Genomic DNA, 25,683 nt, shown 5'->3' on the forward strand with positions numbered 1-25,683 from the left:
CATGAACAATGAATTGAATACTGAGCATTATCAAGCATTACAACGTGCTTTTGATACCGCCTGGCCGGGACCGATCGGCCAACCTATTTTTCTGGAAAAAGGACATCTACGTCTGCAAATTTTTCCGCGCGATGGTGCCAGAATCACCTCGCTTCAGGCGTTTGGTTTTGAAGTGTTACGTCAATGGGAGCCACAGCGTAAAGCATTTCAGTATGGCTGCTTTCCTATGGTTCCTTGGGCAGGCCGCCTTGGCGATGCAACATTGACCGTGGGGGAGAAACAGTACGTATTACCTGCTAACAAACCGCCTCATGCTCTACATGGTATGGCCTGTTATTCATCATGGGAAATTGTCGAACATAAAGCGGATACCTTGAAACTGCGCATGCCACTGGGCGCTCCTTGGCCCTGGGAAGGAGAGGTCCTGCAGACGCTGACTCTTGAAGACGATGCGTTAATTCTGCGACTTGAAATTCACACCATGTCTGAAACTTTTCCGGCATCTGCTGGATGGCACCCCTGGTTTGCAAAACAACTGGGCCAGCAGAATGAAGAAGATGAATTACTGGTATGTTTTAAGGCCGACTGGCAGGAAGAAGCCGGGAATAATGAGTTACCAACAGGTAATAAAATCCCCCCACAATCAGGCCCGTGGGATGACTGCTTTGGTTTTAATGATGGTCTCAATGTCAGATTACAGTGGCCAGGTAAGCTGAGTATGACGATGACATCGAGTGCGCAAAGCCTGGTCGTTTTTGACAAACAGCCCGACGCAACATGTGTCAATCCGCTTACTCAGGCGCCAAATGCGATAAATAGGACACCGCAGTTTGTCAGTGCAGGTCTTCCGTTGGTGATTGAGTCGCGCTGGCAATTTACACAGGAATTCTGATGGCTTAGCCAATAATCCCGACAGGGACTCATAGTCAAACTTCTCCTTTCCCGCTACAGTTATTCATCCACGGCGAATAAGGAGAAGGGCATGCTCTATATCTTTGATTTGGGTAATGTGATTGTCGATATCGACTTCAATCGCGTGTTAGGTACTTGGAGCGATCTGAGCCGTGTACCGCTGGCTTCGTTAAAGCAAAGTTTCACCATGGGAGAGGCTTTTCACCAGCACGAGCGAGGTGAAATAACGGATGAAGCCTTTGCCGAAGCGCTATGTCATGACATGGCGCTACCGCTAAGCTATGAGCAGTTCTCCCACGGCTGGCAGGCCGTTTTTGTTACCTTGCGTCCTGAAGTCATCGACATCATGCAAAAGCTGCGTGAGCAGGGGCATCGGGTGGTCGTCTTGTCGAATACTAACCGTCTGCACACGACGTTTTGGCCGGACGAATACCCCGAAATCCGTCAGGCTGCTGACCATATTTACCTTTCCCAGGATCTGGGCATGCGTAAACCGGAAGCGCGGATTTACCAGCATGTCCTGCAGTCTGAAGGTTTTTCTGCGCATGAGGCGGTATTTTTCGACGACAACGCCGATAATATTGAAGGGGCTAATCGGTTAGGGATTACCAGCATCCAGGTTGTCGATAAAACGACCATTCCGGACTATTTCGCGAAGTTGCTATGCTAAAAAATGTTCAGCAACAAGCCAGGCACCATACGCGTCCTGTTCGGGCCTGGCTGAAGCTACTATGGCAGCGGATTGATGAGGACAACATGACGACGCTGGCAGGGAATCTTGCCTATGTCTCATTGCTCTCATTAGTGCCGCTTATTGCCGTAGTTTTTGCGCTTTTCGCTGCATTTCCGATGTTTTCTGACGTCAGCGTCCAGCTACGTCATTTCATTTTTGCAAACTTTATCCCGGCGACGGGAGATGTCATTCAGCGTTATATCGAACAGTTCGTTGCCAACTCGAACAAAATGACCGCCGTTGGGGCGTGCGGGCTGATTGTGACAGCGCTATTACTGATGTATTCCATTGATAACGCGCTGAATACTATCTGGCGCAGCAAGCGTACTCGCCCCAAAGTTTACTCTTTCGCCGTCTACTGGATGATTTTAACGCTGGGGCCGCTGCTGGCAGGGGCCAGTCTGGCAATCAGCTCTTATCTGTTGTCATTGCGCTGGGCCAGCGACCTCAACACGGTGATCGATAACGTCCTGCGTATTTTCCCGCTGGTGCTCTCCTGGCTCTCTTTCTGGCTGCTTTACAGCATCGTACCGACTACACGTGTACCTAACCGTGATGCGGTTATTGGCGCCTTTGTGGCCGCTGTGTTGTTCGAAACCGGAAAGAAAGGATTTGCGCTCTATATCACGATGTTCCCGTCTTATCAGCTCATTTACGGTGTCCTGGCTGTGATCCCCATTTTATTCGTCTGGGTATACTGGACCTGGTGTATCGTCTTGCTAGGCGCGGAAATAACTGTCACTCTCGGGGAATACCGCAAACTTAAACAAGCCGCAGAACAAGAAGAAGCAGAGCAACCATGATTGCATTAATTCAGCGCGTAACCCGTGCCAGCGTCACCGTGGAGGGCGAGGTGACGGGTGAAATTGGCCCAGGACTTTTGGTTCTGTTAGGTGTCGAAAGGGATGATGACGAACAGAAAGCGAACCGCCTGTGCGAGCGCGTACTCGGCTATCGAATCTTTAGCGATGCCGAAGGCAAAATGAACCTTAACGTGCAGCAGTCAGGGGGCAGCGTGCTGGTGGTTTCACAGTTCACGCTGGCGGCAGATACCGAACGCGGCATGCGCCCAGGATTTTCAAAAGGGGCTGCGCCCGATCGTGCAGAGGCGCTGTATGAGTACTTTGTTGAGCGTTGCCGCCAACAGGAAATGAATACGCAAACCGGTCGATTCGCTGCGGATATGCAGGTTTCACTGGTTAATGATGGCCCCGTGACGTTCTGGTTACAAGTATGAACCAGCTACCGGTGTGGCCGCGGACAACAAGAGAGAATACGACGATGTATCACCTTCGTGTACCGCAAACAGAAGAAGAATTGGAGCGTTACTACCAGTTTCGCTGGGAGATGCTGCGTAAACCGTTGCACCAGCCTAAAGGCTCCGAACGGGATGCCTGGGATGCGATGGCGCATCACCAGATGGTGGTGGACGAAGAGGGGAATCTGGTCGCAGTAGGACGTCTGTACATCAATGCGGATAACGAAGCCTCCATACGCTTTATGGCCGTTGACCCCTCCGTGCAGGAGAAAGGGTTGGGCACGCTGATGGCGATGACCCTGGAGTCTGTGGCGCGTCAGGAAGGGGTAAAGCGCGTAACCTGTAGCGCCCGTGAAGATGCGGTCGAATTTTTCGCCAAACTGGGGTTTGTGAGCCAGGGAGAAATCACCACGCCGCAAACCACGCCGGTGCGTCACTTTTTGATGATTAAACCCATCGCGACGCTGGACGACATTCTCCATCGCGGGGACTGGTGCGGACAACTACAGCAAGCCTGGTACGAACATATTCCATTGAGTGAGAAAATGGGTGTGCGCATTCAGCAATATACCGGGCAGAAATTTATCACCACGATGCCCGAGACGGGCAATCAGAATCCGCACCATACGCTGTTTGCCGGTAGCTTGTTTTCCCTGGCGACGCTAACGGGCTGGGGACTTATCTGGCTGATGCTGCGTGAGCGTCATCTGGGCGGGACGATAATCCTTGCTGACGCGCATATACGGTACAGCAGGCCGATCACCGGGAAACCTACCGCTATCGCCGATCTGGGCTCGCTGAGCGGAGACCTGGACCGTCTGGCAAGAGGTCGTAAGGCGCGCGTTCAGATGCAGGTCGGGGTATTTGGCGACGACACGCCGGGCGTGGTGTTTGAAGGCACTTACATTGTGCTACCCGCAAAACCGTTTGGCGCATATGAAGAAGGCGGGAACGAGGAAGAGTAAGTCAGAGGGTATCTTCTCTACTCGATGAATGCGTCTGCCGGAAGATTAAAGCGTTCTGCAAGCGCTTTAATATGGCTTACAGTCAGTGCTCTGCGACCATTTAAGATGTTGCTGACGTTCGATTTTGAACCGAGTTCGTTGGCAAGGTCTGCTGCTTTGAGACTGTATTGGTCCATGAGCGTACGCAATACTGAAACGCCAGAGGGTGTTTTCTCCAGGTGTTGGTTGAGTGCTTTGAATTCCGGCGCATGTTTTTCATATTTACTGATTCGGGCACAGAGCAATTCAAATAGTGGGTTTTCAAGATCGTCGTGGTCGACCAGATACTCCACTAGCGCAAGTGCCCTGCGATACTCAGTGTCATTTCGGTCTTCCCCCAACAGTGGGATGGTTTTTACCGCATCGCTGAAGGTATCAACAATCTTTTTTGCGCTGGCTGCATCCATATGACGATGCGTTCTCATTCTTTATTACCCCGATAATATGCTGTCAGTTTGTCATATTCGGCATGGGAAACGATATGTTTGACAAATATCTTATGTGACCTGAAATCTATGTAGGAGATGAGTCTTAGGCTGTTACCAGAAACATCAATCACCCACCATTTATCTCTGTACTTAAAATTATCCAGTGAAGGAATATACTGCTTCATCTCTTCAGGCTGAATGAATGTTTTTTTCTCCAAAACATTCAGTAAATCAGCGAGAGCAAGCTGATGATTTGGATACATGAGCATTGCCTCGTTAAAAGGTTTTCGGCTGATAACATGCACGGTGTAGTTCCATTACAAGGTTTTCAACCTGTAAACAAAATAACGCAACGCAATTAAGTTTACAAGATGAAAACACTATATTAATTAAGCATGTCTTACTGCTGTAGAATTTATGGCGCGCCAGGCAACATCCCGCATTGCGCTTCGTGCCGCCTGACTCACCCCTGCTAGCTGGAAAAATCCGTGGATAACACCGAGATAGCGTTGGCAGGTGCAATCCACGCCCTGCTCCTGGAACCGTTGATACAGGGCCTCACCTTCATCTCGCAGTGGGTCGAATTCAGCTGTAATGATGTGCGTGGGCGGTAAACCGTTGAAGTCTTCGCGCCAGAGCGGGCTGACCTCGGGATGCAGTGGATCGGTTTGCGGCATATACATCTCGTAGCCCGACAGCAGTGTGTCGCGGGTGATAATGTAATCCTGTCCATTATGGTCATAGCTCGCAAAGCTGGCGGTTGCATCCAGCATCGGGTAGATCAGCATAAGCTGCGCAGGTTGCCATTGCCTGGTAGCTTTCAGGCGTAGTGCGGTGACCAGCGCCAGATGCCCGCCAGCGCTGTCGCCAGCCAGCGTAATGTTGTCCCGGTCTACTCCCAGTTTCTTGGCATACTTCCAGATAATATTGGCCCCCGATTCAGCATCGTTATGTGCTGCCGGGAAGATGTGTTCTGGTGCGAGGCGATACTGCACCGCAATGACCCGACAGCCGCTGTACCAGGCGAGTTGCCTTAGCTGGTTATCATGAGTGGTAAATCCGCCGCTGACAAAGCAGCCGCCGTGATAATAGATAACGCAGGGGAGATTTCCCGTGCAGCCCCGCGGCGAAACTACGCGAAACATCATGGCATCGAGTTCAATATCTTCAACCTGTACGCGGGTTTCAGTGTCTCCGGCCAGTACCGTGCTGGCGATGTAGCCTGCTCTCCGGTCATCAATATTCTGCTCGCGCGAAGAAGGACGTCCCGCCGCGATAAATGCCTCAACCAGCTGTGCAATCCCGCTTTCCAGTGCCATTTTCACATCTTCTTATCTGTATGGATATACAGGGTTATAACCTGGATAACTAAGAATGAAAATGGGAAAAATGGGGGTGGTTATGATTCTGGAAAGTGGCTCGCAAAAGTAAAAATCGTTCGTGTGAAGGCTACTTTCCCGCTTTTCTCAGGTGTATGTTGTGTGGAAATTAATCGCCGATGATATACTGGAGGTATATGTGAGTATGATGGTTGGGATGGATATGGGCAGAATTTTACTCGATTTATCAGATGAGGTGATTAAACGTCTTGATGACCTCAAGGTTCAGCGCAATCTGCCGCGAGCAGAACTCTTACGGGAGGCCGTTGAACAGTATCTTGAGAGGCAGGATCAGGCTGAAACAACAATTTCACGCGCTCTTGGGCTGTGGCAAGGCTGTGAGGAAGATGGTGTTGAATACCAGCGTAAACTCCGTGAGGAATGGTAATGGTCAAAGGATCAGCGCTTTTTGATACCAACATCCTCATCGATCTGTTTAGCGGTAGAAATGAAGCAAAACTAGCGATAGAAACATGGCCGCCGCAGAATGCAATCAGCCTCATTACATGGATGGAGGTGATGGTGGGCGCAAAAAAATACCATCAGGAAGCCCGTACTCGCGTTGCGCTAGGCGCTTTTAACGTGATCGGCGTTTCACAGGATATTGCTGAACGAAGCGTGAGTATCAGGCAGGAGCATGGGATGAAATTGCCGGATGCCATTATTTTGGCCACTGCGCAGATTCATCGTCTTACACTGGTTACGCGTAATACCAAGGATTTTGCAGGCATATCAGGCGTGGTCACGCCGTATACGTTATAACCCGGGCGACTTACGCCGCCCGGTGGTGCGAAGTACTTACTCCCCTTCACCTGGGAACAGGAACGGGTTGATGGAGCTGCGGGCAAAGCCCTCTTGCTCCATGTGCGCGTCCAGCATCAGTGAGGCGAGATCGTCAGCCACGGCCTCAACTTTAGGGTCTTTTTCCTGATAGAGAATCTTCAGGTAAGTCCCACAGTCGCCGCAGCTTTCAGCTTTAATTGCCGCCTGTTCGTTATCCAGCGACCAGTAGTTCAAATCACGGCTTTGCTCGCAGTTGCTGCACTTCACGCGCACCACGTGCCACTCGGTTTCGCACAGGTTGCAGTGCAGATAGCGCAGCCCCTGAGTGGTACCGATTTGCACCATGCTGGAGACCGGCATTGAACCACACACCGGGCAGTACTGACGCTGTTCGCCGTATTCCGCACGGGCTTTGCCGGGGATCAGGCTTGCCATCTGCGCCCAGTAGAGCGACAGGGCAGCCCAAATAAACGGCGCTTTATCGCTGCTGACGGAGGCGAAATCAGAGGCAAACAGCGCGCTGGCCATCAGCTCCAGTTCCTGCTCTGAGGCTTTTTCCAGATTTTCGATCACGGCAAGCGCAGGACCGCTCATTTCTGGTTTCAGCTCAGCAATTAACGACTGCAGCAGTTTTTGCCAGTGCTTGTCGCGTGGCAGAACGTGGATATCCAGCGGCGGTTTGCCCTGATCGTTCGCTTCTTTGATGCGAGCGGTCAGATCCATCTGCAGCGGATGGTCGTACAACACCACTTCCTGCGCGTGTGCGATCAGCGCGGCAAAGCGCAGATAATCGCCCAGCGGGTTGTTCTCGGCCAGCTCGCGCAGGCGCTCAGCGCGGCGGTTATACAAATTTTTGAGTCTGGGGAATAATAACGGCGGAATCATATCCGCCGTGCGTTTCTCGCTCTTCTCCAGCTCATCTTGCGGGATTATGCGAATACTCATTCAGATGACTTTTCCTGTTTCTGGCGGACTTCACGGTACCAGCGTGGGTGATGTTTCTTCGCCCATGAACTGGTAACCCATCCTTCCACCATCGCGGTAATGGTGCCTTTCACCCAAAGGGCGGCGTAAATGTGCACCATGATAACCACAATTAACGCTACTGCGGCAAATGAATGCAGCATTAACGCGAATCGGATCACCGGGATTGAGAAAGCAGGCGCAAAATACGGACGCCAGATGACCACTCCGCTCACCAGCAACAGGACCAGGAAGATAATCGCCGCCCAGAATACGCATTTCTGGCCGAAGTTATAACGTCCCGTGTCACCTACTTCCTCGTTGACGACAATCTTACGAATATTCTTCGCCCAAAAGATATCATCCCGATTGATTAGATTGTGGTGCCAGTAACGGAAAAACATGATGATAAACGAGGCAAACATGATCACGCCGACAAACGGGTGCACAATTCGCGCCAGTTGTGGAGTGCCCATGATGTGCATCAGCCAGTTAAAAGACGGGAAGAGAAAGCCCATCCCGCTCACCGCCGCCAGAATGAAGCAGAAGGCGGTGATCCAGTGGTTGATGCGTTCCGGCGCCGTGTAGCGCACGATGGTGTCACGTCGTTTCATTTGCGCACCTCGTCGTCTTTTTCATGCAGATTGTCTTCTTCTTCTTCCGCACGGTTCGGGCCTACGCCGACGTAGTGGAAGATGCTGGCCGCAAATGTCGCTGCAAAGCCGACGGCTGCGAGGGGTTTCCAGATGCCTTTCCAGAACTTAACGGTTGCGCTGATCTCCGGGTTCTCCGGCAGGCCGTGATACAGATTCGGTTTGTCCGCATGGTGCAATACGTACATTACGTGCGTACCGCCAACACCCGCCGGATCGTACAGACCCGCGTTTTCGTAACCACGCGTTTTCAGCTCCGCCACGCGCTCGCCTGCCAGCGTTTTCATCGACTCTTTGGTGCCGAAATGAATGGCGCCGGTTGGACAGGTTTTCACGCAGGCCGGTTCTTGCCCGACCACAACACGGTCAACGCACAGCGTACATTTGTAGACGCGGTTGTCTTCCGGATTGAGGCGCGGCACGTCGAACGGGCAGCCCGCGATGCAGTAGCCACAGCCGATACACTGCTCAGACTGGAAGTCGACAATACCGTTGGCATACTGAATGATTGCGCCTTCAGCCGGACACGCCTTCAGGCAGCCCGGATCGGCGCAGTGCATACAGCCATCCTTGCGGATAAGCCATTCCAGTTTGTCGTTTTGTTCCACTTCCGAGAAGCGCATCACCGTCCAGGATTTGGCGGTCAAATCGGCCGGGTTGTCGTACACCCCAACGTTGTTGCCCACTTCATCACGGATGTCGTTCCATTCAGAACACGCCACCTGACACGCTTTACAGCCGATACAGGTGGTGACGTCGATAAGCTTCGCCACTTCTTCCTGATGGTCCCGCGCCTGAGGCGCGGGGGTGAAACCGTTAGTGGCGGAACGACGAATGATGTCTTGCGATTGATAAGCCATAGGTCGTCTCCGTTACACCTTTTCCACGTTCACGAGGAAGGACTTAAATTCCGGCGTCTGCGTGTTCGCATCACCGACGAATGGCGTTAACGTGTTAGCGATAAAGCCTTTTTTCGCCACACCTTCGTAGCCCCAGTGAATCGGAATACCGATAGTGTCGATATCCTTACCGTTAGCCTTCAGCGTGCGAATACGTTTGGTCACCACCGCCTTGGCCTTAATGTAGCCGCGATTAGAGGAGACTTTGACGGTATCGCCGTGGGAGATACCGAGCTTATTCGCCAGCTTCTCGCCAATTTCCACAAACTGTTCCGGCTGAGCGATGGCATTCAGCAGCGCATGCTTGGTCCAGTAGTGGAAGTGCTCGGTCAGACGGTAGGTTGTACCGACGTACGGGAACTTATCTGCTTTACCCAGTGCTTCTTCGTCACCTTTAAAGATGCGCGCGGCAGGGTTAGAGATAACGTTCGGGTGCAGCGGGTTAGTCCCCAGCGGTGTTTCAAACGGCTCGTAGTGTTCCGGGAACGGACCTTCCGCCATCTTATCGATAGCAAACAGGCGTCCCATCCCTTCCGGCTGCATGATGAACGGCCCTACGTTGCTGCCAGGTGCGGCAGCACTGTAGTCCGGAATATCCATCCCGCTCCACTTCGCCCCATCCCATTTCAGGATCTGACGTTTTGGATCCCACGGATTCCCCTGCGGATCAGCGGAGGCGCGGTTATACAGAATGCGTCGGTTAAGCGGCCACGCCCAGGCCCAGCCCAGCGTATTACCAAGGCCTGACGGGTCGGCGTTATCGCGACGTGCCATCTGGTTGCCTTCCGGCGTCCAGCTACCGGCAAAAATCCAGCAGCCGCTGGAGGTCGTGCCGTCGTCACGCAGTTGGGCGAACGAGCTAAGCTGTTGGCCTTTCTTGACGATAACCGCACCGGTTGCCGGGTCGGTAATGTCGGCCAGCGCTTTACCGTTGCTCTCCATCGCCACTTCTTCCGAAGCCGGTTCGTGCGGGGTGGAGTAGTTCCAGGTCATGCTCAGCACCTGTTCCGGGTTTGCGCCACCTTGCTCGGCATACATCTTGCGCAGACGCAGGAAGATACCGGCGAGGATTTCGCCATCGGTAACGGCAATCCCCGGGGCATCCGCGCCTTTCCAGTGCCACTGCAGCCAGCGACCGGAGTTAACGATAGAACCGTTCTCTTCAGCGAAGCAGGTGGACGGCAGACGGAATACTTCGGTCTGGATTTTCGACGGATCAACATCGTTTGACTCACCGTGGTTCTGCCAGAAGGTGGAGGTCTCGGTGTTGAGCGGGTCGATAGTGACCAGGAACTTCAGTTTGGACAGTGAAGCCACAACTTTGTTTTTGTTCGGGAATGACGCGACCGGGTTAAAGCCCTGGCAGATATAGCCATTCACTTTGCCCTGATTCATCATCTCGAAGTACTGCAGGACGTCGTACCCTTTATCCCACTTCGGCAGCCAGTCGAAGCCCCAGCTGTTTTCCGCTGTCGCTTTATCGCCAAAGAAGGCTTTCATCATCGAAACGAAGAATTTCGGGTAGTTGCCCCAGTAGTTCACCTGACCTTCCAGCAACGGTTTTGGCGTGTTGGCGGCAAGGTAGGTTTGCAGGTCAGTCTGTTTCTCGCTTGGCAGCGTCATATAGCCTGGCAGGCTTTGTGACAGCAGGCCTAAGTCGGTCAGGCCCTGAATGTTGGAGTGACCGCGCAGGGCGTTAACACCGCCGCCAGCCATCCCCATGTTGCCAAGCAGCAACTGGATCATCGCCATGGTACGGATGTTCTGCGCACCCACGGAGTGTTGTGTCCAGCCCAGGGCGTACAGGAACGACGCGGTTTTATCTTTGGCGCTGGTTTCTGCGATGTACTCACAGACCTTCAGGAAGTCGGCCTTTGGCGTACCGCAGATGTTTTCTACGACGTCCGGCGTGTAGCGGGAGACGTGCTGTTTCAGCAGGTTCCACACGCAGCGCGGATGTTGCAGGGTGACATCGCGTTTGGCGAAGCCTTTTTCATCCAGCTCGTAGTTCCAGCTGGTTTTGTCATACTTGCGTTTGTCCGCGTCGTAGCCGGTGAACAGGCCATCTTCGAAACCGTAATCCTCACGCACGATCAGGCTGGCGTTGGTATAGGCCTCAGTGTATTCGCGGTTAAATTTTTCGTTGTTCAGCAGGTACAGCAAAACGCCTGACAGGAAAGCAATGTCAGTACCGGAACGAATTGGCGCATAGAAATCAGCCACCGCAGCGGTTCGCGTAAAGCGTGGATCGATAACAATCAGCTTCGCGCCGTTGTGAATTTTGGCTTCCATCGCCCAGCGGAATCCGACCGGGTGAGCTTCAGCGGCGTTACCGCCCATCACCACGACGAGGTTGGCGTTTTTAATGTCGACCCAGTGGTTGGTCATCGCACCGCGACCAAATGTTGGAGCAAGACTTGCTACCGTTGGTCCGTGTCAGACGCGTGCCTGGTTGTCGACCGCGAGCATACCGAGCGCGCGGGAGAATTTTTGCGTTAAATAGCCGGTTTCGTTACTGGAAGCGGAAGCACACAGCATTCCGGTGGAAAGCCAGCGGTTAACGGTTACGCCTTCAGCGTTTTGTGCAACGTAGTTAGCGTCGCGGTCTTCTTTCATCAGCTTAGCGATGCGGTCAAATGCCTCATCCCAGCTAATCTGTTGCCACTTATCTGAGCCTGGTGCGCGATATTCCGGGAATTTCAGGCGGCTTTCGGAGTGGATGAAGTCCACAAGTCCTGCCCCTTTTGGGCACAGCGCGCCACGGTTCACCGGGTGATCCGGGTCCCCTTCGATATGGAAGATGGATGCTTTGGCGTTTTTTGCGCCGTCACCGAGGCTGTACATTAACAGTCCACAGCCAACGGAACAGTAAGTGCAGGTGTTACGGGTTTCGCGGGTGCGCAGCAGTTTATATTGCCGTGTTTCCGCGAGCGCTACGCCGGGTGCAAAACCCAGTGCCGCTGCCGTGGTGCCTGCCATACCGCCAGCGCAGATCTTAAAGAACTGCCTTCTGCTGACCTGCATGGTTCGCTCCTTGTTTCGACATTGTCACGTTCCCTTCGCTTTTCTGTAACGCGAACGCGAGGGAAGTGGTTGTTATTTTTCTTTGCGGACGGGACCGCAAAGGTCCAGAATTGGGTGAATTTCCCTCCGTCCAGGAGGGATTTGTAAAGAATACCACAATGTTGGTATGCGTGTTCCAATATGGTTAAAAGAAAGTGAATAAGATTATTCAAGAAAACATCAAGAATGTGACATCTCTGACAGGATCGCGTCAGTTGACCCTCTGGAAGCGCGAGGATTTGCAACATCCTCAGCCTGATGAGGTAGCTGAAGAAGTGCCTGTTGCGCTGGTATACAACGGGATTTCGCACGTGGTGATGATGGCATCACCGAAAGATCTTGAGCACTTCGCGGTGGGTTTTTCACTTTCTGAAGGCATTATTGAGTCCCCGCAGGATATCTACGGAATGGACGTAGTGCCTTCCTGCAACGGATTGGAAGTGCAGGTTGAACTGTCCAGCCGTCGCTTTATGGGGCTGAAGGAGCGTCGTCGCGCGCTGGCTGGTCGCACCGGTTGCGGCGTTTGTGGCGTGGAGCAGCTCAATGACATTGGCAAGCCGGTCCAGCCGCTGCCGTTTACCCAGACATTCGATCTGGCGAATCTTGATAACGCTTTACGACATCTCAACGATTTTCAACCCGTGGGGCAACTGACAGGCTGCACGCACGCGGCTGCCTGGGTACAGCCGTCAGGTCATCTGGCGGGCGGGCATGAAGATGTTGGACGTCATGTTGCGTTGGATAAACTGCTGGGACGACGTGCAATCGAAGGGGAAACCTGGCAACAGGGCGCGGTATTAGTCTCCAGCCGCGCCAGTTATGAGATGGTGCAGAAGTCGGCGATGTGCGGTGTGGAGGTCCTGTTTGCTGTTTCTGCGGCGACAACGCTCGCCGTGGAAGTTGCAGAACGTTGTAACCTGACGCTGGTGGGTTTTTGCAAACCGGGCAGGGCGACGATCTATACGCATCCGCAACGTCTGGTCGCGCAGTGACGCCACCAGGCGGCCAGAATACTGCCGGAAAATGCCAGTTCCATGATTACGGCAACTGGCGAGCCAACAATCACATTGTTCAGCAGCCAACACAGGCTGCCACACAAGGTGTATCCCCGTAATTTTCCGCTGCGTTTTTGAAATGACGCAAAGGTCATCAGCAGGCTTCCCATCAGCGGCAAAATACTCGACAGATTTTGCCAAAGATAAATGCTACACAGCAGCGACCCCAGCATAAATCCCCACATCACCCAGCGGTGAAACGTGACGATGGCTGTCGCGTAGCGGCATGCGGCAATGATCATTAACCCAGCCGCAGCGTGTTGAGCCAAAAGATAGAAATGGATAGCTAACAGAGAAGTAGAGCTGGTGAGCAGCGTTAAAGTGATAGCCCGGCGTTGAAAATGAAAAGCGGAAATATCCAGTAAGAAGCTGATGCCAGCCAGCATCTGAGAAAGAAGAAATGCGTTCATTGTGGTCGCCATCTATTAAAGAGTGACGGGACAATAATCGACACATCACCGTAAGGCGTTAACCTTTGTTAAGACGCTGGCGAATACGGGACAGGCTAACGGGGGTAATGCCGATATAGCTGGCAAGATCGCGCTGGGTGAGCTGTGACTCCCAGTCCGGGAAGTGTGTTTGTACGTACTGATAGCGTTGCTCTGGGGTATTGAGCAGCAGCATTTGCTCTTTTTTCTCTTTGTAGATCAATTGCTGGACCAGTAGCTGAGTCTTAATATCCTGATTTTCCGGCGCATCAAGCAAAGCCAAGGGTATTTCAGTGGTTTCTCCCGCGGTTATCATTTGCAGGCTGTAATCGGCAGGTGTGTTAGTTAGCCAGTTCAGGTACAGAAAGCAGTATTCCCCGGCAAAGTAGAACTCTTTAACCCTTTCAACGCCGTTGTCCGCGTGATAAACCGCACGAGCCACACCATGATGTAAAAGATGAATTTTACTTTGTGGTTCACCCTGACGAAGTAACCAATTACCCGCCAGTTGCGTTTTTCTACGGCTGCCAGCAAGCCATTGTGATTCCTGATTACGTAACATCTCATCTCTCAAATAATTTGAATAAGACTGGCAAATCCTTCCGCTTTCAGTTGTTCGGGTATCAGCCTATTATTTATCACATCAAGGCACGGTGCCTTACTCAAACAACTAAGTTAAAGGGTTTATATCATGAAAAGCATCAAAACTTTTGTCGCAGTTATCGCTCTGGCTACTTCTTTCGGTTCTTTCGCTGCTCAGACAGTGACCGCAACCGGTTCTACGCTGGAAAGCGCTGAAGCAAAAATCGCCGCTCAGGCTGAACGTGCAGGCGCCAGCGATTACAAAATCACTCAGGCATACACCGGTAACCGCGTGCACATGACCGCCGAACTGCTGAAATAAGATACCTTAGTACTGTCGAAAGAGCGCCCTTGAGGCGCTTTTTTAGTTTATACCCGCCATTCGCAGCAATGCGGTCACCACTGCGGCAGCGACGATCACCACGATTAGCGGCATCTTGCGCCATGCGAGAAATACCGCAAAAGCCACGCCCAGCACGCGCGCCATGCCAGCGAAGTGTTCGCCTTCGTAAAAGGTAGTCGCCAGCGCAACGGAGAACAGTAATACCGTTGCGGCGTCGGAAAGCAGCGCCTGCGAGCGTTCCGAGAACGCTAAACGGCTCCCAAGCTTCGCTCCTCCTAAACGCATTAAATATGTTCCCAGAGATAACATGGCGATACCGACGATAAACAGCGTCATGTTGCCCATTATTTTTTCCTCGTCAGTAAGCCAAACAGTGAGAGCAAAACAGGTAAACCGACCGGCGCAAAGGGGATGGCGGCAAGCGACAACCCGGCGCCGCTACAGGCGCGAATCAGCGTGGTGCGGTTTTTAAAGGCCGGGACCACTAAGGCTAATAAAATTGCAGGGAAGACGGCATCCAGACCGATGGTTTCCGGGGCGGGGAGCAGTTTGCCGACGCCCGCGCCGATCAGTGTGCCAACAGGCCAGAAAATCGCGACGCCCAGACCGCACAGCCAGAAGGCGGCTTTACGTTGTTCGGGCGTTTTTTGCGACAGGCCAAAGACTACGCTTTCGTCGTTCATGATATGACAGCCGAGGAAACTCGCAGCCCGGGAGCCCACCAGATCGCGCACCGTGACGCCAAACGGCACGTGTCGGGCGTTGACCAGTAAACCGGCAGCCGCTGCCGCCAGTGGGTTACCGCCGCTGGCGACGATACCGATAAACATAAACTCGGACGCACCCGCCAGTACCGTAATCGAAAGCACAAACGGTACCCACAGCGGGAAGCCGTAGGCCATCGCCAGCGAGCCGTATGACATGCCGACTACGCCGACGGCCAGACAGACTAAAAAAATTGCTTTTATCGTGTCGCCTTTGAGACTGGAAAAATAATGTTTCATACCGTTTTAGCCATATCGAACGAATTTCCATTATAATGAACGCGACCAGTCAATATTACAAGTCGAACGATTCGTTCGATATAAAGAACATGGAGTCGTGAATGACCCAGCCCATCAGTATGATCGCGAAAAGCCTTGTGCGTGAACGTCAGCGCACCGGTTTGTCATTGGCAGAGATTGCCCGTCGCGCAGGGATTGCAAAATCGACACTCTCGCAATTGGAAGCGGGCAATGGCAATCCTAGCCTGGAAACGCTCTGGTCGCTGTGTGTGGCGTTAGATATTCCCTTTGCTCGCCTGCTGGAGCCGCAGGAACAAAAAACGCAGGTGATTCGCCGCGGCGAAGGAACAAAGGTGGTGGCTGAGCAGGCCCACTATCAGGCCATTTTACTGGCCGCCTGCCCACCGGGGGCGCGGCGGGATATCTATCTGCTGCTGACGCAGCCGGGCGCGGATCGTATTTCACAGCCGCATCCACCGGGATCGGTTGAACACATCATCGTGACGCAGGGTAAGGCGATGGTAGGATTGACGGAAGCGCCGGAGGAGTTAGGCGAGGGGGACTATATTTGTTACCCCGCCGATCGGGCGCATATTTTTAAAGCGCTGGAGCCTGACACCCAGGCGATTCTGGTTTCTGAGCAGAACTAACTGTTCTGTTGCGTTGTGCCGGATGCGGCGCGTTAGCGCCTTATCCGGCCTACAAGTCTATTGCAAATAAAACACTTCTTTTAGCTCTGCGCTAACCGGGCTGTTGTCCGGGTTTGCTGGCATGACGTCACGCATATGCTTCCACCAACGTTGGCAAACGTCGGTGCTGGCAACGGCATTCCAGCGTTCTTCGGACTCAATCTCAACGGTGGCGAACAGCAGATTGCGCGCCTGATCGAGATAAATCGCGTAGTGATGGGCGCCGTGCTCTTTCAGCACCGCTTCCAGCTCTGGCCAGATGGGATTGTGCCGACGTTGATATTCAACGTGCGCGTCGGCATTCACCTGCATCACAAAGGCCTTGCGGATCATAACGCCTCCAGATACAGCTCGCGGACCTCGTCGCGGCTGGCGGTGCGCGGGTTGCATGGCGCACACGGATCGGCCAACGCTTTATCCAGCCAGCCTTCAATATCCTCTTTCGTCACGCCAAGGGAACTAAAGCCCGCAGGAATACCAACACGCTTGCTGAGTGCACGAATCGCGTTGATGGCCTCCATACTTGCCGCTTCATCGCTCATGTCACGGGTATCGACGCCCATCGCCTGCGCCACGCGGGCAAAGCGCGCCACGGCGTTCGGACGGTTAAAGTTTTCGATTACCGGCAGCAGGATGGCGTTGCAGACGCCGTGTGGCAGATTATGGGTTGCGCCCGGCTGGTGCGCCAGCGCATGCACCAGACCCAGACCAGCGCTGTTAAATGCCATCCCCGCCAGATACTGACCAAACGCCATTTGCTCACGAGCTTCGAGGTTATGACCGTCGTCGACCGCTTTTGGTAGCCACAGGTTGATCAGGCGAATCGCTTCCAGTGCGTTAGCGTCGGTGAGCGGATGAGCACCAACGGAAACATAGGCTTCCACCGCGTGGGTCAGGGCGTCCATACCGGTTGCGGCGGTGACGGAGGCCGGGATTTCCAGCATTACGCTGGCATCATCCACAGCGATGTCCGGGATGATATTCGGGTCGATGATCACCTCTTTAACCTTACGGGCAGAGTCGATAATGACCGCGTTGCTGGTCATCTCTGCTGCCGTACCGGCGGTAGTGTTGATGGCGACCAGCGGGACGCCAGCATTTTTCACTTTGCCCACGCCGGAGTAAGCGGTAGAAGGGCCAGGGTTGGCTGTCAGGATTTTTACTGCTTTGGCGGTATCGATCGGGCTGCCGCCACCGAAGGCGATGATGTAGTCACATTCTGCGTTCTGATAGGCCGCAAACCCTTTCTGTACCAGCTCTTCTGTCGGGTTCGGGAATACTTCATCAAACAGGTGGTAAGACATTTGATGTTTATCCAGCGCGGCAAACAGGCTATCCAGCAGGCCCAGTTTTACCAGTTGACCATCGGTGACGATCAGCGCTTTGCCCCATTGTTTATTCGCCACGAGATTCACCATATCGGCAATCGCGCCGGCGCCATGCAGGCTAATTTTTGGCAGTGCCAACATAAAGCTCATCATTATTCTCCTTAATAATAAAATCCTGTAGGCCGGAAAGGCGAAGCCGCATCCGGCGTTGCGTTGGGAGGTATCAGTACAGCTCTATGGCGCTTGCCAGCGGCGTAACACCAAAGCGTTTGCCAAGTGCGACCAGCTCTTCACGTGAGATGGTCTGCTTCATACCGCCCATCGAAAAGATTTTGACCAGAACTTCGGCGGATTTCTCTGCGGTATCTATCAAACCGAACGCTTCGTCGAGGGTAGGTCCGCTTCCGAACACGCCGTGGAACGGCCAAAGTACCAGCGAGTGTTTCTGCATTTCCTCGGCGGTAGCCTGACCAATTTCATCTGTACCCGGCACCATCCACGGGAGAATGCCAACGCCATCCGGGAACACCACCAGGCACTCGGTGCTGCCTTCCCACAGCTTGCGGGTAATCAGCGCTGTGTTGTTTTCCAGTACGTAGGTCAGAGCGATCAGGTTGGTGGCATGGCAGTGCATGATCACGCGGTCTTTACCGTTCGTCGCTTTAATGCGTTCGCAGTGAGAGAGGAAGTGAGCCGGCAGTTCAGAGGTCGGCACGGCCTCGTGGGTCAGGCCCCAGAGGATGTGGTAGCCCGCACCGTCGCTGTCTATTTGTACCACGCCCAAGTTTGCCGCGGGATCGAGCTGGACGTTACGGAAAAACTTACCGGAACCGGTGACGATAAACGGTGTGTTTGCCAGCAGCGGCATCGGCTGACTTAGCGCAATATAGCGTGGTTTTTCGTGGAAATCGGCGCTAAACGGCGCGATATCTGCTTCATCAAGACGCAACGTCAGGTTGCCGCCATTACGCTCGTCCCAGCCTTTCAGCCACGCATCAGAAGTGGCTTTGATCATCCCCTGGACGAACCAGGAAGTCGTAATTTTTTGCATGTTCGGTGTTCCTGTTTATTGCCCGAACGTTATCGGGTCTTACGTAGGCCGGATAAGCGAAGCGCCATCCGGCAATCGTGTTTCATTTTTTGCCGGATGGCGACGCGGGGCGTCTTATCCGGCCTACAAGCCTGGCGTCACGGTTAGCTACGTTTGCTCAAAATCTCTTTTTCATAAGCGCGCACGCTGTCCAGCCACTGGCTGCCCGCAGGCGTGTCGTGGCGCTGGCAATACATCTCCCAGACGGCCTGCCACGGCAGCGATTTTTGCTCTTCCAGCAGGGCCAGGCGTGCGGTGTAGTCGCCGCTGGCTTCGAGCTGACGCAGTTGCTCGGTGGGTTCTAACAGCGCGCGCAGCAGGGCTTTTTTCATATTGCGGGTGCCGATCACCCACGCGGCGATGCGGTTAATGGAGGCGTCGAAGAAGTCGAGGCCAATGTGTACGCGGTCAAACAGGTTGTGGCGAACGATCTCGCTGGCAATCGCCTGAGTTTCATCATCCAGCAGCACCACGTGATCGCTGTCCCAGCGCACCGGACGACTGACGTGCAGCAGCAGGCGCGGTACATACAGCATGGCGGCGGAAATTTTGTCGGAGATCACTTCAGTCGGATGGAAGTGGCCCGCATCCAGACACAGTGCGGTCTGGCGGCTGGTGGCGTAACCCATGTAGAACTCGTTAGAGCCCACGGTGTAGCTTTCCGCACCGATGCCAAACAGCTTGCTTTCGACGGCATCGATATGGTGCGCCGGGTCGAGTTTCTCGCTGATCACTTCGTCCAGTGCGTCCAGCAGACGCTGGCGCGGCGCTAAACGGTCAACGGTGATGTCTTTCATGCCATCCGGGATCCAGATGTTCATCACCGATGGTGTACCCAACTGCTCGCCAAAATACGCCGAGACGCGACGGCTGGCTTTGCAGTGATCGATCCAGAACTGGCGAATGGTGTCGTCGGCGTGCGCCAGAGTGAAACCGTCGGCGCTCAGCGGGTGTGAGAAGCAGGATGGGTTGAAATCCAGCCCTAACTGGTTCGCTTTCGCCCACTCCACCCAGTTTTTAAAGTGCTCAGGTTTGATTTGGTCGCGTGCAACCGGCGTATCAGATTCCAGATAGATCGCGTGCAAATTCAGACGTTTTGGACCAGGAATCAGGCTCAGCGCCTGCTCCAGATCGGCCCGCAGTTCGGTGGCGTTACGCGCTTTACCCGGATAGTTACCGGTAGCCTGAATACCGCCAGTGAGCGAGCCTTCCGGGTTTTCGAAACCGGCGACATCATCGCCCTGCCAGCAGTGCATGGAGACCGGCAGACGATCGAGCTGGCGTAAGGCCGCCTCGACATCAATGCCTACCGCGGCGAAACGCAGTTTTGCCAGTTCCCAGGCTTGTTCAAGTTGAGTGGTCATGCGCAAAGCTCCTTTGTCTGTCGTAGTGATTGAAACTGCGCCTGGTAGCGGGCAATTTCACTTTCAGGATTGGGAATGAAGGTGGTCAGTTCGTAGTTGGCGCGCACCACCTGACGGAAATCATCGACGTTGTTCAGCTCGTCCAGCGTCATCAGCTGGATGCCAATATTGCCGAGCGTGGAAGCCTCAATCGGCCCGGACATCACGCGAATACCGCAGGCATCCGCACATAGCTGGTTCAGTAAGGTGTTCTGGCAGCCGCCACCGACAATGTGCAGTTGGCTAAATGCTGCACCACGCAGTTGTGCCAGTTCTTGCAGGATGTCGGCGTACAGCAACGCCAGGCTGTCGAAGATACAGCGCGCCAGTTCGGCGTTTTGCAGGGGAACGGGTTGGCCTGATTCACGGCATGCTGCCTGAATTTCTGTACTCATATCGTCGGGGTTGATAAAGCGATCGTCGTTCGGGTTTATCAGGAACTGGCAGGCCGGCAGCGCTTGCGTTTGGCTGATAAGCGTTGGCAGGTCGGTAATCTGGCGCTCTTTTAATACGCGCTGGAGCAGCCACAGCCCCATAATATTTTTCAGGACACGGTAGCGTCCTTCCGCGCCGCCTTCGTTGGTAATATTCGCCGCCAGCGCCGCATCGTTGGTATACGGTGTTCTGCTCTCAAAGCCCATCAGCGACCAGGTCCCGGAAGAGAGATAGGCGCTGTTTTTGTCGGCCAGCGGAGAAGCAATGACCGCGCTGGCCGTGTCGTGACTGGCGACGGCGACAACCGGAATTTGGTTTTTCTGTGGGCAAATCCAGTGGCCGATCACGTTCCCTGGATGCGTCGGGTGACCAAACCAGGCTTTGTCTGCCCCGGTCCACGCCAGCAGTGTGTCATCCCAGTCGTCGGTATTGATATTGACGAGCTGGGTGGTGGTGGCGTTGGTGTATTCCCAGTTCATTTTGCCGGTCAGGCGAAAGCTGAAGTAGTCGGGGATCAGCAGGGCGTGGGCCACCTGCGGGAGCAGTTCTGGCTGCTGTTCAACCAGCGCACGCAGTTGATACAGGGTGTTAAAGGGCAGAAACTGAATGCCGCTACGGCGGTAAATTTCACCTTTACCCGGCTGCTCCATCGCCTGCGCCATAATGCCGGTCGTGCGGCTGTCACGGTAAGAGACCGGCAGACCGACACGTTGACCGACGTTATCGATCAGAACGTAATCCACGCCCCAGGTATCAATGCCGATGCTGTCTATCCGAATGCCTTCATCGCAGACTTTTTTCAGGCCAAGACGAATATCGTTTTCCAGGCTGTCGATGTCCCAGGTGTCAAAACCGTCTGTTTTTTGCAGGCAGTTCATGAAGCGGTGGATTTCACGTAGCGTCAGGGAGCGGTGTTCACTGTCGTAACGCGCCAGCATTACGCGCCCACTGGATGCGCCGAGATCGACTGCGACACAATGGCGAAAAGTCATAGCGAGGTCCTTCTGAGTTTTATTGCACTCAGTCTAAGAACCCCAGATAACGCGTACCTTCTTGACAGTGACAGCCACAATTAGCGGCTGGCAACATGGCAAAGGTGAACGTGACGCTGTTCACAATTTCTATTAATAGGACCTGTTTTAGCGGATGTGACGCCTTCCGCAATTCGCGATCTTTCCCGCCATTTCTTGAAGAATTGACCGTGTTTACGCACTTTGGCGTCAAAAATTTAAGGTGAGGGTGATAACCCTTAATTACTATTCAGCCATGTTCATTTGATCGGGAAGGATGTCATCATGACGGTATTGCATTGCGTGGATTTTTTTCCGACAGGTAAAGCGCCAGTGGCTATTGAACCGCGGCTTCCTCAACCTGCGTTTCCAGAGCATCATCATGATTTTCATGAAATTGTGGTGGTCGAACATGGAACGGGGATCCATGTGTTCAACGGGCAGCCTTACACCATCAGCGGCGGTACGGTGTGTTTCGTTCGCGATCATGACCGGCATTTATATGAACATACTGACAATCTGTGCCTGACCAATGTGTTGTATCGCTCTCCGGATGCGTTTCAATTTCTGGCTGGGCTGAATCAGCTTTTACCTCAGGAACAGAACGGGCAGTATCCCTCCCATTGGCGGGTGAATCAGGGGGTGTTGCAGCAGGTTCGACAATTGGTGGGGCAGATGGAAGCGCTCGGTGAGGGGATGGATACACCAACGGCGGCAAATCGCGAGATCCTGTTTATGCAACTGCTGGTGCTGCTGCGTAAAAGCAGCCTGATGGAAGCAGCGACCGATAACGACGCGCGGCTTAACCTCCTGATGGCGTGGCTGGAAGATAACTTTGCCGACGAGGTGTGTTGGGAGGCGCTGGCCGAGAAGTTTTCCCTCTCTTTGCGCACTCTGCATCGCCAGCTCAAACAGCAAACCGGATTGACGCCGCAGCGCTACCTTAACCGCTTGCGTCTGATCAAGGCCCGGCATCTGCTTCGTCACAGTGATGACAGCGTGACAGACATCGCTTATCTCTGCGGATTCGGCGACAGTAACCACTTTTCGACGCTTTTTCGCCGTGAGTTCAAGTGGTCACCACGCGATATTCGTCAGGGGCGCGATCTCGTTGTGGCAAGCCGCCTCCAGTAACGCGAAAGCTATCAACGTTTTTTACCGCCGAATCTCAGATAATCATGTCCCTTAACGCCGGATGGTGGCTACGCCTTATCCGGCCTACGTGTCACGTAATCTGTAGGTCGGATAAGGCGTAGCCGCCATCCGACAGGGAATATTGTGATGGCGAATCATCTGGTCCTTCTGAAATCAGACTTCTTTGCGCATGAGCAGCAGGCTGTGGCCGTGGCTGACCGTTATCCGCAGGATGTCTTTGCTGAGCATACCCACGAGTTTTGCGAGCTGGTTATGGTCTGGCGCGGTAATGGTCTGCATGTCCTTAACGATCGCCCGTACCGGATAACCCGTGGCGATCTGTTTTACATTCGCGCCGAAGATAAACACTCCTACACCTCCGTGAACGACCTGGTGTTGCAAAATATCATCTACTGCCCGGAGCGGTTGACGCTGAATGTTGACTGGCAAGGGGCGATCCCCGGATTTAACGGTACGCCGAGGCAGCCGCATTGGCGACTCGGCAGCGTTGGCATGAGCCAGGTCCGACAGGTGATAAGCCAGCTTGAACATGAAAGTAATCAACGTGATGCACAGGCTTTTACCATGGCTGAGCTGCTGTTCGGGCAACTGGTGACACACCTTAAGCGGCATCGTTATGCCACGGATACGCTCCCGGCGACCTCCAGTGAAACGCTGCTGGATAAACTGATCACCGCGTTAGCCGGTAGCCATGAGCATGCGTTTGAACTGGATACGTTTTGCGAGCGCGAACAATGCAGCGAGCGCGTTTTGCGCCAGCAGTTTCGCAGCCAGACCGGGATGACCATCAACCAGTATCTCCGCCAGGTGCGGGTTTGCCATGCGCAGTATCTGCTCAAACATAGTCGGTTGATGATTAGCGAGATTTCCATGCGCTGCGGCTTTGAGGACAGTAACTACTTTTCGGTGGTATTTACGCGGGAAACCGGGATGACGCCGAGCCAGTGGCGTCATCTCAGTACTCAGCATGCTTAGCTGGCCATTCCCAGACCGACAATGTTTGCCGCGACAATGATCACTACGCAGCCGAGGCTTAGCACGCTGACCGGACGACGACCCGCGTTTTTCCACTCTTTCAATACCAGACCGACAATCCCGCCGCACAGAACATAGAAGCTCATGTGCAGCATCCAGCTTACATAGTCATACTGCGCCGGAATACGTGCGTGGCCCCAGGCGTAGAAGAAGAATTGCAGATACCACATCAAGCCACCAAGCGCAGAGAGCAGCACGTTGGTGATAATCAGCGGTTTGGCTAACGAGAAGTCGGCTTTTATCGACAAGTTCTTCACTTTTGCCAGACGAATGAAGCAGAAGCCCAGGTTAACAAGCGCGCCACCGCCCATAATGACCACATAGCTAGGCAGGGCGACATACAGCGGATCGACGCCCAACGCGGCGGCGGCATCGTGCATCGGTTTCGCCGCGTTCATCGCAAAGGACATCCCGGCGGAGAAAATACCGCACATGACGGCCAGAACCAGACCTTTTTTCAGGTTGAAATCTTCCGCTTTGATGCCCATTTTGCGTTCTTTTAACTGACCGGCACGGGTAACAATACCCACGCCAATCAGCGCGACCAGTACGCCAAGCAGCGTCATGCGGCCACCAGAGGTATTGATCAGTACATCAAAATTGCCGTTGATAATCGGGGTCATCAGCGTGCCGACAATCAGCGTAATACCTATCGCAATCCCGATACCCATCGACATACCGAGATAGCGCATGGTCAGGCCATAGTTGATATTTCCAATCCCCCACATTGCACCAAACAGAAATACCGGCGCCAGCGTGGAGAGGCTGAAGGAGCTGAAGTAGGCCCAGAAATCGGGAAGTAACATGGCGCTGATGGTCCACGGCAGGATTATCCAGGAGACGATCCCGCCAACCGACCACATCGTTTCCCATGACCAATGTTTGACTTGCTTGAACGGGGCATAGAAACAGGCGGCACTGGCTGCCCCTATCAAATGCCAAAAGATACCCATCGTAATCGCGTTACTCATGACTTAATCCTCGTTATTTTTTATCGTCGGTAATGACCCCTCCGACCTAACGAGTTTAAAAATTACGCAGGTGGTTAACCTTTTGACGATTGCCGCCCTTTTGCGCATGTTGGCAATTATCACGTTAAGTGGGTGATTCGGCTCACATCTTTAACAATGGGTTTGATTCATTAAGACCCTGTAAAAAGTACGGCATTGATAATCATTTTCAATATCATTTAATTAACTATAATGACCCAACTGCTTACGCGGCGTTAACACTGGCCGCCCGACAATACTGGAGATGATTATGAGTTATACACTGCCATCCCTGCCGTACGCTTATGATGCCCTTGAACCGCACTTCGATAAGCAGACGATGGAAATCCACCACACCAAACACCACCAGGCTTACGTAAACAACGCCAACGCTGCGCTGGAAAGCCTGCCTGAATTCGCCAGCCTGTCCGTTGAAGAGCTGATCACCAAACTGGATCAACTGCCAGCAGACAAGAAAACCGTACTGCGTAACAACGCGGGCGGTCACGCTAACCACAGCCTGTTCTGGAAAGGTCTGAAAACCGGTACTACGCTGCAGGGCGACCTGAAAGCGGCTATCGAACGTGACTTCGGCTCCGTTGACAACTTCAAAGCTGAATTTGAAAAAGCAGCGGCAACCCGCTTTGGCTCCGGCTGGGCGTGGCTAGTTCTGAAAGGTGACAAACTGGCTGTTGTTTCCACCGCCAACCAGGATTCCCCGCTGATGGGTGAAGCTATCTCTGGCGCTTCCGGTTTCCCAATCGTGGGCCTGGACGTTTGGGAACACGCTTACTACCTGAAATTCCAGAACCGTCGCCCGGACTACATCAAAGAGTTCTGGAACGTCGTGAACTGGGACGAAGCTGCCGCGCGTTTCGCAGCAAAAAAATAAGTTCTACGCTTTAACAAAGCCCTGCAAGCGATGCTTGTGGGGTTTTTTTGTGATCAAACTCAATATAAAAACAATGATCCACTTAAATTGAAACAAGGTTTTATTATGCGAGTGGGATCACTTTTATAGTCTCTATGAATGTCTATCTTCTTTTCATCAAGACGGGCGCA

At 53.5% G+C, this 25,683-nt stretch carries 30 protein-coding genes; 13 read left to right on the forward strand and 17 right to left on the reverse strand.

Annotated elements, in window-relative coordinates:
• The first annotated feature begins 1 nt into the window (after position 1).
• From OGY04_RS01190 to fabY, 5 genes are all read left to right on the forward strand, one after another.
• Positions 2-892 carry an aldose epimerase family protein gene (locus OGY04_RS01190; RefSeq protein WP_111466284.1) on the forward strand — a complete coding sequence of 297 codons (891 nt, stop codon included), beginning with the start codon at positions 2-4 and terminating at the stop codon, positions 890-892.
• Positions 893-982: 90 nt separating this feature from the next.
• Positions 983-1,582: a glucose-1-phosphatase gene (gene yihX, locus OGY04_RS01195; RefSeq protein ID WP_286584637.1), complete on the forward strand. Its 600-nt coding sequence runs from the start codon at positions 983-985 to the stop codon at positions 1,580-1,582.
• A complete protein-coding gene (locus tag OGY04_RS01200) occupies positions 1,576-2,448 on the forward strand; it encodes a virulence factor BrkB family protein (protein WP_008786998.1) in 873 nt (290 codons plus the stop codon). Before yihX ends, OGY04_RS01200 begins: the two co-directional genes overlap by 7 nt.
• Entirely contained in the window at positions 2,445-2,882 is a 438-nt protein-coding gene (gene dtd / locus OGY04_RS01205) for a D-aminoacyl-tRNA deacylase (protein WP_003825289.1), read from the forward strand. Before OGY04_RS01200 ends, dtd begins: the two co-directional genes overlap by 4 nt.
• Positions 2,883-2,926: 44 nt before the next feature.
• Entirely contained in the window at positions 2,927-3,868 is a 942-nt protein-coding gene (fabY, locus tag OGY04_RS01210; protein WP_003825286.1) for a fatty acid biosynthesis protein FabY, read from the forward strand.
• Between the two features lie 17 nt (positions 3,869-3,885).
• Here the strand turns inward: fabY and OGY04_RS01215 are convergent, their stop codons facing one another.
• The 3 genes from OGY04_RS01215 to OGY04_RS01225 form a co-directional block, all read right to left on the reverse strand.
• The gene (locus tag OGY04_RS01215) at positions 3,886-4,332 is read right to left on the reverse strand and encodes a helix-turn-helix domain-containing protein (RefSeq protein ID WP_048215203.1); all 447 of its coding nucleotides are present in this window, start codon (positions 4,330-4,332) and stop codon (positions 3,886-3,888) included.
• Entirely contained in the window at positions 4,329-4,640 is a 312-nt protein-coding gene (locus OGY04_RS01220; protein ID WP_048215202.1) for a type II toxin-antitoxin system HigB family toxin, read from the reverse strand. The genes OGY04_RS01215 and OGY04_RS01220 overlap by 4 nt, the downstream gene beginning before the upstream one ends.
• 84 nt (positions 4,641-4,724) lie before the next feature.
• The gene (locus OGY04_RS01225; protein WP_111466282.1) at positions 4,725-5,654 is read right to left on the reverse strand and encodes an alpha/beta hydrolase; all 930 of its coding nucleotides are present in this window, start codon (positions 5,652-5,654) and stop codon (positions 4,725-4,727) included.
• Positions 5,655-5,859: 205 nt separating this feature from the next.
• Between OGY04_RS01225 and OGY04_RS01230 the strand changes: the two genes are divergently transcribed.
• Both OGY04_RS01230 and OGY04_RS01235 read left to right on the forward strand, forming a co-directional pair.
• Positions 5,860-6,102, forward strand: coding sequence for a ribbon-helix-helix domain-containing protein (locus tag OGY04_RS01230; protein WP_020996119.1), 243 nt, complete (start codon positions 5,860-5,862; stop codon positions 6,100-6,102).
• On the forward strand, positions 6,102-6,476 hold the full coding sequence (locus OGY04_RS01235; protein WP_020996118.1) for a type II toxin-antitoxin system VapC family toxin: 375 nt from the start codon (positions 6,102-6,104) through the stop codon (positions 6,474-6,476). The genes OGY04_RS01230 and OGY04_RS01235 overlap by 1 nt, the downstream gene beginning before the upstream one ends.
• Before the next feature lie 36 nt (positions 6,477-6,512).
• Here the strand turns inward: OGY04_RS01235 and fdhE are convergent, their stop codons facing one another.
• From fdhE to fdnG, 4 genes are read right to left on the reverse strand one after another with little or no spacing between them, the layout of a single operon-like run.
• Positions 6,513-7,442: a formate dehydrogenase accessory protein FdhE gene (gene fdhE, locus OGY04_RS01240; RefSeq protein WP_003028685.1), complete on the reverse strand. Its 930-nt coding sequence runs from the start codon at positions 7,440-7,442 to the stop codon at positions 6,513-6,515.
• A complete protein-coding gene (fdoI, locus tag OGY04_RS01245; protein ID WP_003028686.1) occupies positions 7,439-8,074 on the reverse strand; it encodes a formate dehydrogenase cytochrome b556 subunit in 636 nt (211 codons plus the stop codon). Before fdoI ends, fdhE begins: the two co-directional genes overlap by 4 nt.
• A complete protein-coding gene (gene fdoH, locus OGY04_RS01250; RefSeq protein ID WP_003825273.1) occupies positions 8,071-8,973 on the reverse strand; it encodes a formate dehydrogenase O subunit beta in 903 nt (300 codons plus the stop codon). The genes fdoI and fdoH overlap by 4 nt, the downstream gene beginning before the upstream one ends.
• Positions 8,974-8,985: 12 nt before the next feature.
• The gene (fdnG, locus tag OGY04_RS01255) at positions 8,986-12,036 is read right to left on the reverse strand and encodes a formate dehydrogenase-N subunit alpha (protein WP_100247862.1); all 3,051 of its coding nucleotides are present in this window, start codon (positions 12,034-12,036) and stop codon (positions 8,986-8,988) included.
• A gap of 194 nt (positions 12,037-12,230) precedes the next feature.
• On the opposite strand from fdnG, the gene fdhD reads away from it, so the two are divergent.
• Positions 12,231-13,067, forward strand: coding sequence for a formate dehydrogenase accessory sulfurtransferase FdhD (gene fdhD / locus OGY04_RS01260; protein ID WP_286584639.1), 837 nt, complete (start codon positions 12,231-12,233; stop codon positions 13,065-13,067).
• Here fdhD and OGY04_RS01265 read toward each other — a convergent pair.
• Positions 13,034-13,540: a YgjV family protein gene (locus OGY04_RS01265; RefSeq protein WP_153753922.1), complete on the reverse strand. Its 507-nt coding sequence runs from the start codon at positions 13,538-13,540 to the stop codon at positions 13,034-13,036. The two genes, fdhD and OGY04_RS01265, sit on opposite strands and share 34 nt — an antisense overlap.
• A 58-nt stretch (positions 13,541-13,598) precedes the next feature.
• Positions 13,599-14,120: a Crp/Fnr family transcriptional regulator gene (locus OGY04_RS01270; RefSeq protein ID WP_057066659.1), complete on the reverse strand. Its 522-nt coding sequence runs from the start codon at positions 14,118-14,120 to the stop codon at positions 13,599-13,601.
• Positions 14,121-14,249: 129 nt separating this feature from the next.
• Between OGY04_RS01270 and OGY04_RS01275 the strand changes: the two genes are divergently transcribed.
• Positions 14,250-14,462, forward strand: a complete 213-nt coding sequence (locus OGY04_RS01275) for a YdgH/BhsA/McbA family protein (protein ID WP_003825262.1) — start codon at positions 14,250-14,252, stop codon at positions 14,460-14,462.
• A gap of 42 nt (positions 14,463-14,504) precedes the next feature.
• Here the strand turns inward: OGY04_RS01275 and OGY04_RS01280 are convergent, their stop codons facing one another.
• Together OGY04_RS01280 and OGY04_RS01285 are read right to left on the reverse strand one after the other, a co-directional pair.
• A complete protein-coding gene (locus OGY04_RS01280) occupies positions 14,505-14,828 on the reverse strand; it encodes an AzlD domain-containing protein (protein ID WP_003825260.1) in 324 nt (107 codons plus the stop codon).
• Complete coding sequence (locus tag OGY04_RS01285) at positions 14,828-15,487, reverse strand: AzlC family ABC transporter permease (protein ID WP_003825259.1); 660 nt, start codon at positions 15,485-15,487, stop codon at positions 14,828-14,830. The genes OGY04_RS01280 and OGY04_RS01285 overlap by 1 nt, the downstream gene beginning before the upstream one ends.
• Before the next feature lie 101 nt (positions 15,488-15,588).
• On the opposite strand from OGY04_RS01285, the gene OGY04_RS01290 reads away from it, so the two are divergent.
• On the forward strand, positions 15,589-16,137 hold the full coding sequence (locus tag OGY04_RS01290) for a helix-turn-helix domain-containing protein (RefSeq protein ID WP_003825255.1): 549 nt from the start codon (positions 15,589-15,591) through the stop codon (positions 16,135-16,137).
• 57 nt (positions 16,138-16,194) lie between these two features.
• Here OGY04_RS01290 and rhaM read toward each other — a convergent pair whose 3' ends face one another.
• From rhaM to rhaB, 5 genes are all read right to left on the reverse strand, one after another.
• The gene (rhaM, locus tag OGY04_RS01295; RefSeq protein WP_003825253.1) at positions 16,195-16,509 is read right to left on the reverse strand and encodes an L-rhamnose mutarotase; all 315 of its coding nucleotides are present in this window, start codon (positions 16,507-16,509) and stop codon (positions 16,195-16,197) included.
• The gene (gene fucO / locus OGY04_RS01300; protein WP_020996115.1) at positions 16,506-17,654 is read right to left on the reverse strand and encodes a lactaldehyde reductase; all 1,149 of its coding nucleotides are present in this window, start codon (positions 17,652-17,654) and stop codon (positions 16,506-16,508) included. The genes rhaM and fucO overlap by 4 nt, the downstream gene beginning before the upstream one ends.
• A 73-nt stretch (positions 17,655-17,727) precedes the next feature.
• A complete protein-coding gene (gene rhaD, locus OGY04_RS01305) occupies positions 17,728-18,555 on the reverse strand; it encodes a rhamnulose-1-phosphate aldolase (protein WP_008787010.1) in 828 nt (275 codons plus the stop codon).
• A gap of 143 nt (positions 18,556-18,698) precedes the next feature.
• On the reverse strand, positions 18,699-19,958 hold the full coding sequence (gene rhaA / locus OGY04_RS01310) for an L-rhamnose isomerase (RefSeq protein WP_008787011.1): 1,260 nt from the start codon (positions 19,956-19,958) through the stop codon (positions 18,699-18,701).
• Positions 19,955-21,424: a rhamnulokinase gene (gene rhaB / locus OGY04_RS01315; protein ID WP_286584642.1), complete on the reverse strand. Its 1,470-nt coding sequence runs from the start codon at positions 21,422-21,424 to the stop codon at positions 19,955-19,957. The genes rhaA and rhaB overlap by 4 nt, the downstream gene beginning before the upstream one ends.
• Before the next feature lie 303 nt (positions 21,425-21,727).
• On the opposite strand from rhaB, the gene rhaS reads away from it, so the two are divergent.
• Positions 21,728-22,576 carry an HTH-type transcriptional activator RhaS gene (gene rhaS, locus OGY04_RS01320; protein ID WP_008787013.1) on the forward strand — a complete coding sequence of 283 codons (849 nt, stop codon included), beginning with the start codon at positions 21,728-21,730 and terminating at the stop codon, positions 22,574-22,576.
• Between the two features lie 147 nt (positions 22,577-22,723).
• Positions 22,724-23,572: an HTH-type transcriptional activator RhaR gene (rhaR, locus tag OGY04_RS01325; protein ID WP_008787014.1), complete on the forward strand. Its 849-nt coding sequence runs from the start codon at positions 22,724-22,726 to the stop codon at positions 23,570-23,572.
• Here the strand turns inward: rhaR and rhaT are convergent.
• Complete coding sequence (gene rhaT, locus OGY04_RS01330) at positions 23,569-24,603, reverse strand: L-rhamnose/proton symporter RhaT (RefSeq protein ID WP_003825242.1); 1,035 nt, start codon at positions 24,601-24,603, stop codon at positions 23,569-23,571. The two genes, rhaR and rhaT, sit on opposite strands and share 4 nt — an antisense overlap.
• A gap of 289 nt (positions 24,604-24,892) precedes the next feature.
• Between rhaT and sodA the strand changes: the two genes are divergently transcribed.
• On the forward strand, positions 24,893-25,513 hold the full coding sequence (gene sodA / locus OGY04_RS01335) for a superoxide dismutase [Mn] (RefSeq protein ID WP_003825239.1): 621 nt from the start codon (positions 24,893-24,895) through the stop codon (positions 25,511-25,513).
• The last annotated feature ends 170 nt before the right edge of the window (positions 25,514-25,683 follow it).

It is taken from the genome of Citrobacter sp. Cpo091 (genome assembly GCF_030332645.1).
Classification (GTDB): domain Bacteria; phylum Pseudomonadota; class Gammaproteobacteria; order Enterobacterales; family Enterobacteriaceae; genus Citrobacter; species Citrobacter portucalensis.

Excerpts from the sequence above, each read along its gene's own strand:
- rhaT (WP_003825242.1), bottom strand. The coding sequence starts at position 24,603 with ATGAGTAACGCGATTACGATGGGTATCTTTTGGCATTTGATAGGGGCA.
- OGY04_RS01275 (WP_003825262.1), top strand. The coding sequence starts at position 14,250 with ATGAAAAGCATCAAAACTTTTGTCGCAGTTATCGCTCTGGCTACTTCT.
- rhaS (WP_008787013.1), top strand. The coding sequence starts at position 21,728 with ATGACGGTATTGCATTGCGTGGATTTTTTTCCGACAGGTAAAGCGCCA.
- OGY04_RS01215 (WP_048215203.1), bottom strand. The coding sequence starts at position 4,332 with ATGAGAACGCATCGTCATATGGATGCAGCCAGCGCAAAAAAGATTGTT.
- OGY04_RS01270 (WP_057066659.1), bottom strand. The coding sequence starts at position 14,120 with ATGTTACGTAATCAGGAATCACAATGGCTTGCTGGCAGCCGTAGAAAA.
- fdoH (WP_003825273.1), bottom strand. The coding sequence starts at position 8,973 with ATGGCTTATCAATCGCAAGACATCATTCGTCGTTCCGCCACTAACGGT.
- OGY04_RS01230 (WP_020996119.1), top strand. The coding sequence starts at position 5,860 with ATGATGGTTGGGATGGATATGGGCAGAATTTTACTCGATTTATCAGAT.
- rhaA (WP_008787011.1), bottom strand. The coding sequence starts at position 19,958 with ATGACCACTCAACTTGAACAAGCCTGGGAACTGGCAAAACTGCGTTTC.
- OGY04_RS01285 (WP_003825259.1), bottom strand. The coding sequence starts at position 15,487 with ATGAAACATTATTTTTCCAGTCTCAAAGGCGACACGATAAAAGCAATT.
- fdhE (WP_003028685.1), bottom strand. The coding sequence starts at position 7,442 with ATGAGTATTCGCATAATCCCGCAAGATGAGCTGGAGAAGAGCGAGAAA.
- fucO (WP_020996115.1), bottom strand. The coding sequence starts at position 17,654 with ATGAGCTTTATGTTGGCACTGCCAAAAATTAGCCTGCATGGCGCCGGC.
- OGY04_RS01200 (WP_008786998.1), top strand. The coding sequence starts at position 1,576 with ATGCTAAAAAATGTTCAGCAACAAGCCAGGCACCATACGCGTCCTGTT.
- OGY04_RS01290 (WP_003825255.1), top strand. The coding sequence starts at position 15,589 with ATGACCCAGCCCATCAGTATGATCGCGAAAAGCCTTGTGCGTGAACGT.
- fdoI (WP_003028686.1), bottom strand. The coding sequence starts at position 8,074 with ATGAAACGACGTGACACCATCGTGCGCTACACGGCGCCGGAACGCATC.
- dtd (WP_003825289.1), top strand. The coding sequence starts at position 2,445 with ATGATTGCATTAATTCAGCGCGTAACCCGTGCCAGCGTCACCGTGGAG.
- rhaM (WP_003825253.1), bottom strand. The coding sequence starts at position 16,509 with ATGATCCGCAAGGCCTTTGTGATGCAGGTGAATGCCGACGCGCACGTT.
- yihX (WP_286584637.1), top strand. The coding sequence starts at position 983 with ATGCTCTATATCTTTGATTTGGGTAATGTGATTGTCGATATCGACTTC.
- sodA (WP_003825239.1), top strand. The coding sequence starts at position 24,893 with ATGAGTTATACACTGCCATCCCTGCCGTACGCTTATGATGCCCTTGAA.
- OGY04_RS01235 (WP_020996118.1), top strand. The coding sequence starts at position 6,102 with ATGGTCAAAGGATCAGCGCTTTTTGATACCAACATCCTCATCGATCTG.
- rhaD (WP_008787010.1), bottom strand. The coding sequence starts at position 18,555 with ATGCAAAAAATTACGACTTCCTGGTTCGTCCAGGGGATGATCAAAGCC.
- OGY04_RS01190 (WP_111466284.1), top strand. The coding sequence starts at position 2 with ATGAACAATGAATTGAATACTGAGCATTATCAAGCATTACAACGTGCT.
- rhaB (WP_286584642.1), bottom strand. The coding sequence starts at position 21,424 with ATGACTTTTCGCCATTGTGTCGCAGTCGATCTCGGCGCATCCAGTGGG.
- fabY (WP_003825286.1), top strand. The coding sequence starts at position 2,927 with ATGTATCACCTTCGTGTACCGCAAACAGAAGAAGAATTGGAGCGTTAC.
- OGY04_RS01265 (WP_153753922.1), bottom strand. The coding sequence starts at position 13,540 with ATGAACGCATTTCTTCTTTCTCAGATGCTGGCTGGCATCAGCTTCTTA.
- OGY04_RS01225 (WP_111466282.1), bottom strand. The coding sequence starts at position 5,654 with ATGGCACTGGAAAGCGGGATTGCACAGCTGGTTGAGGCATTTATCGCG.
- OGY04_RS01280 (WP_003825260.1), bottom strand. The coding sequence starts at position 14,828 with ATGGGCAACATGACGCTGTTTATCGTCGGTATCGCCATGTTATCTCTG.
- rhaR (WP_008787014.1), top strand. The coding sequence starts at position 22,724 with ATGGCGAATCATCTGGTCCTTCTGAAATCAGACTTCTTTGCGCATGAG.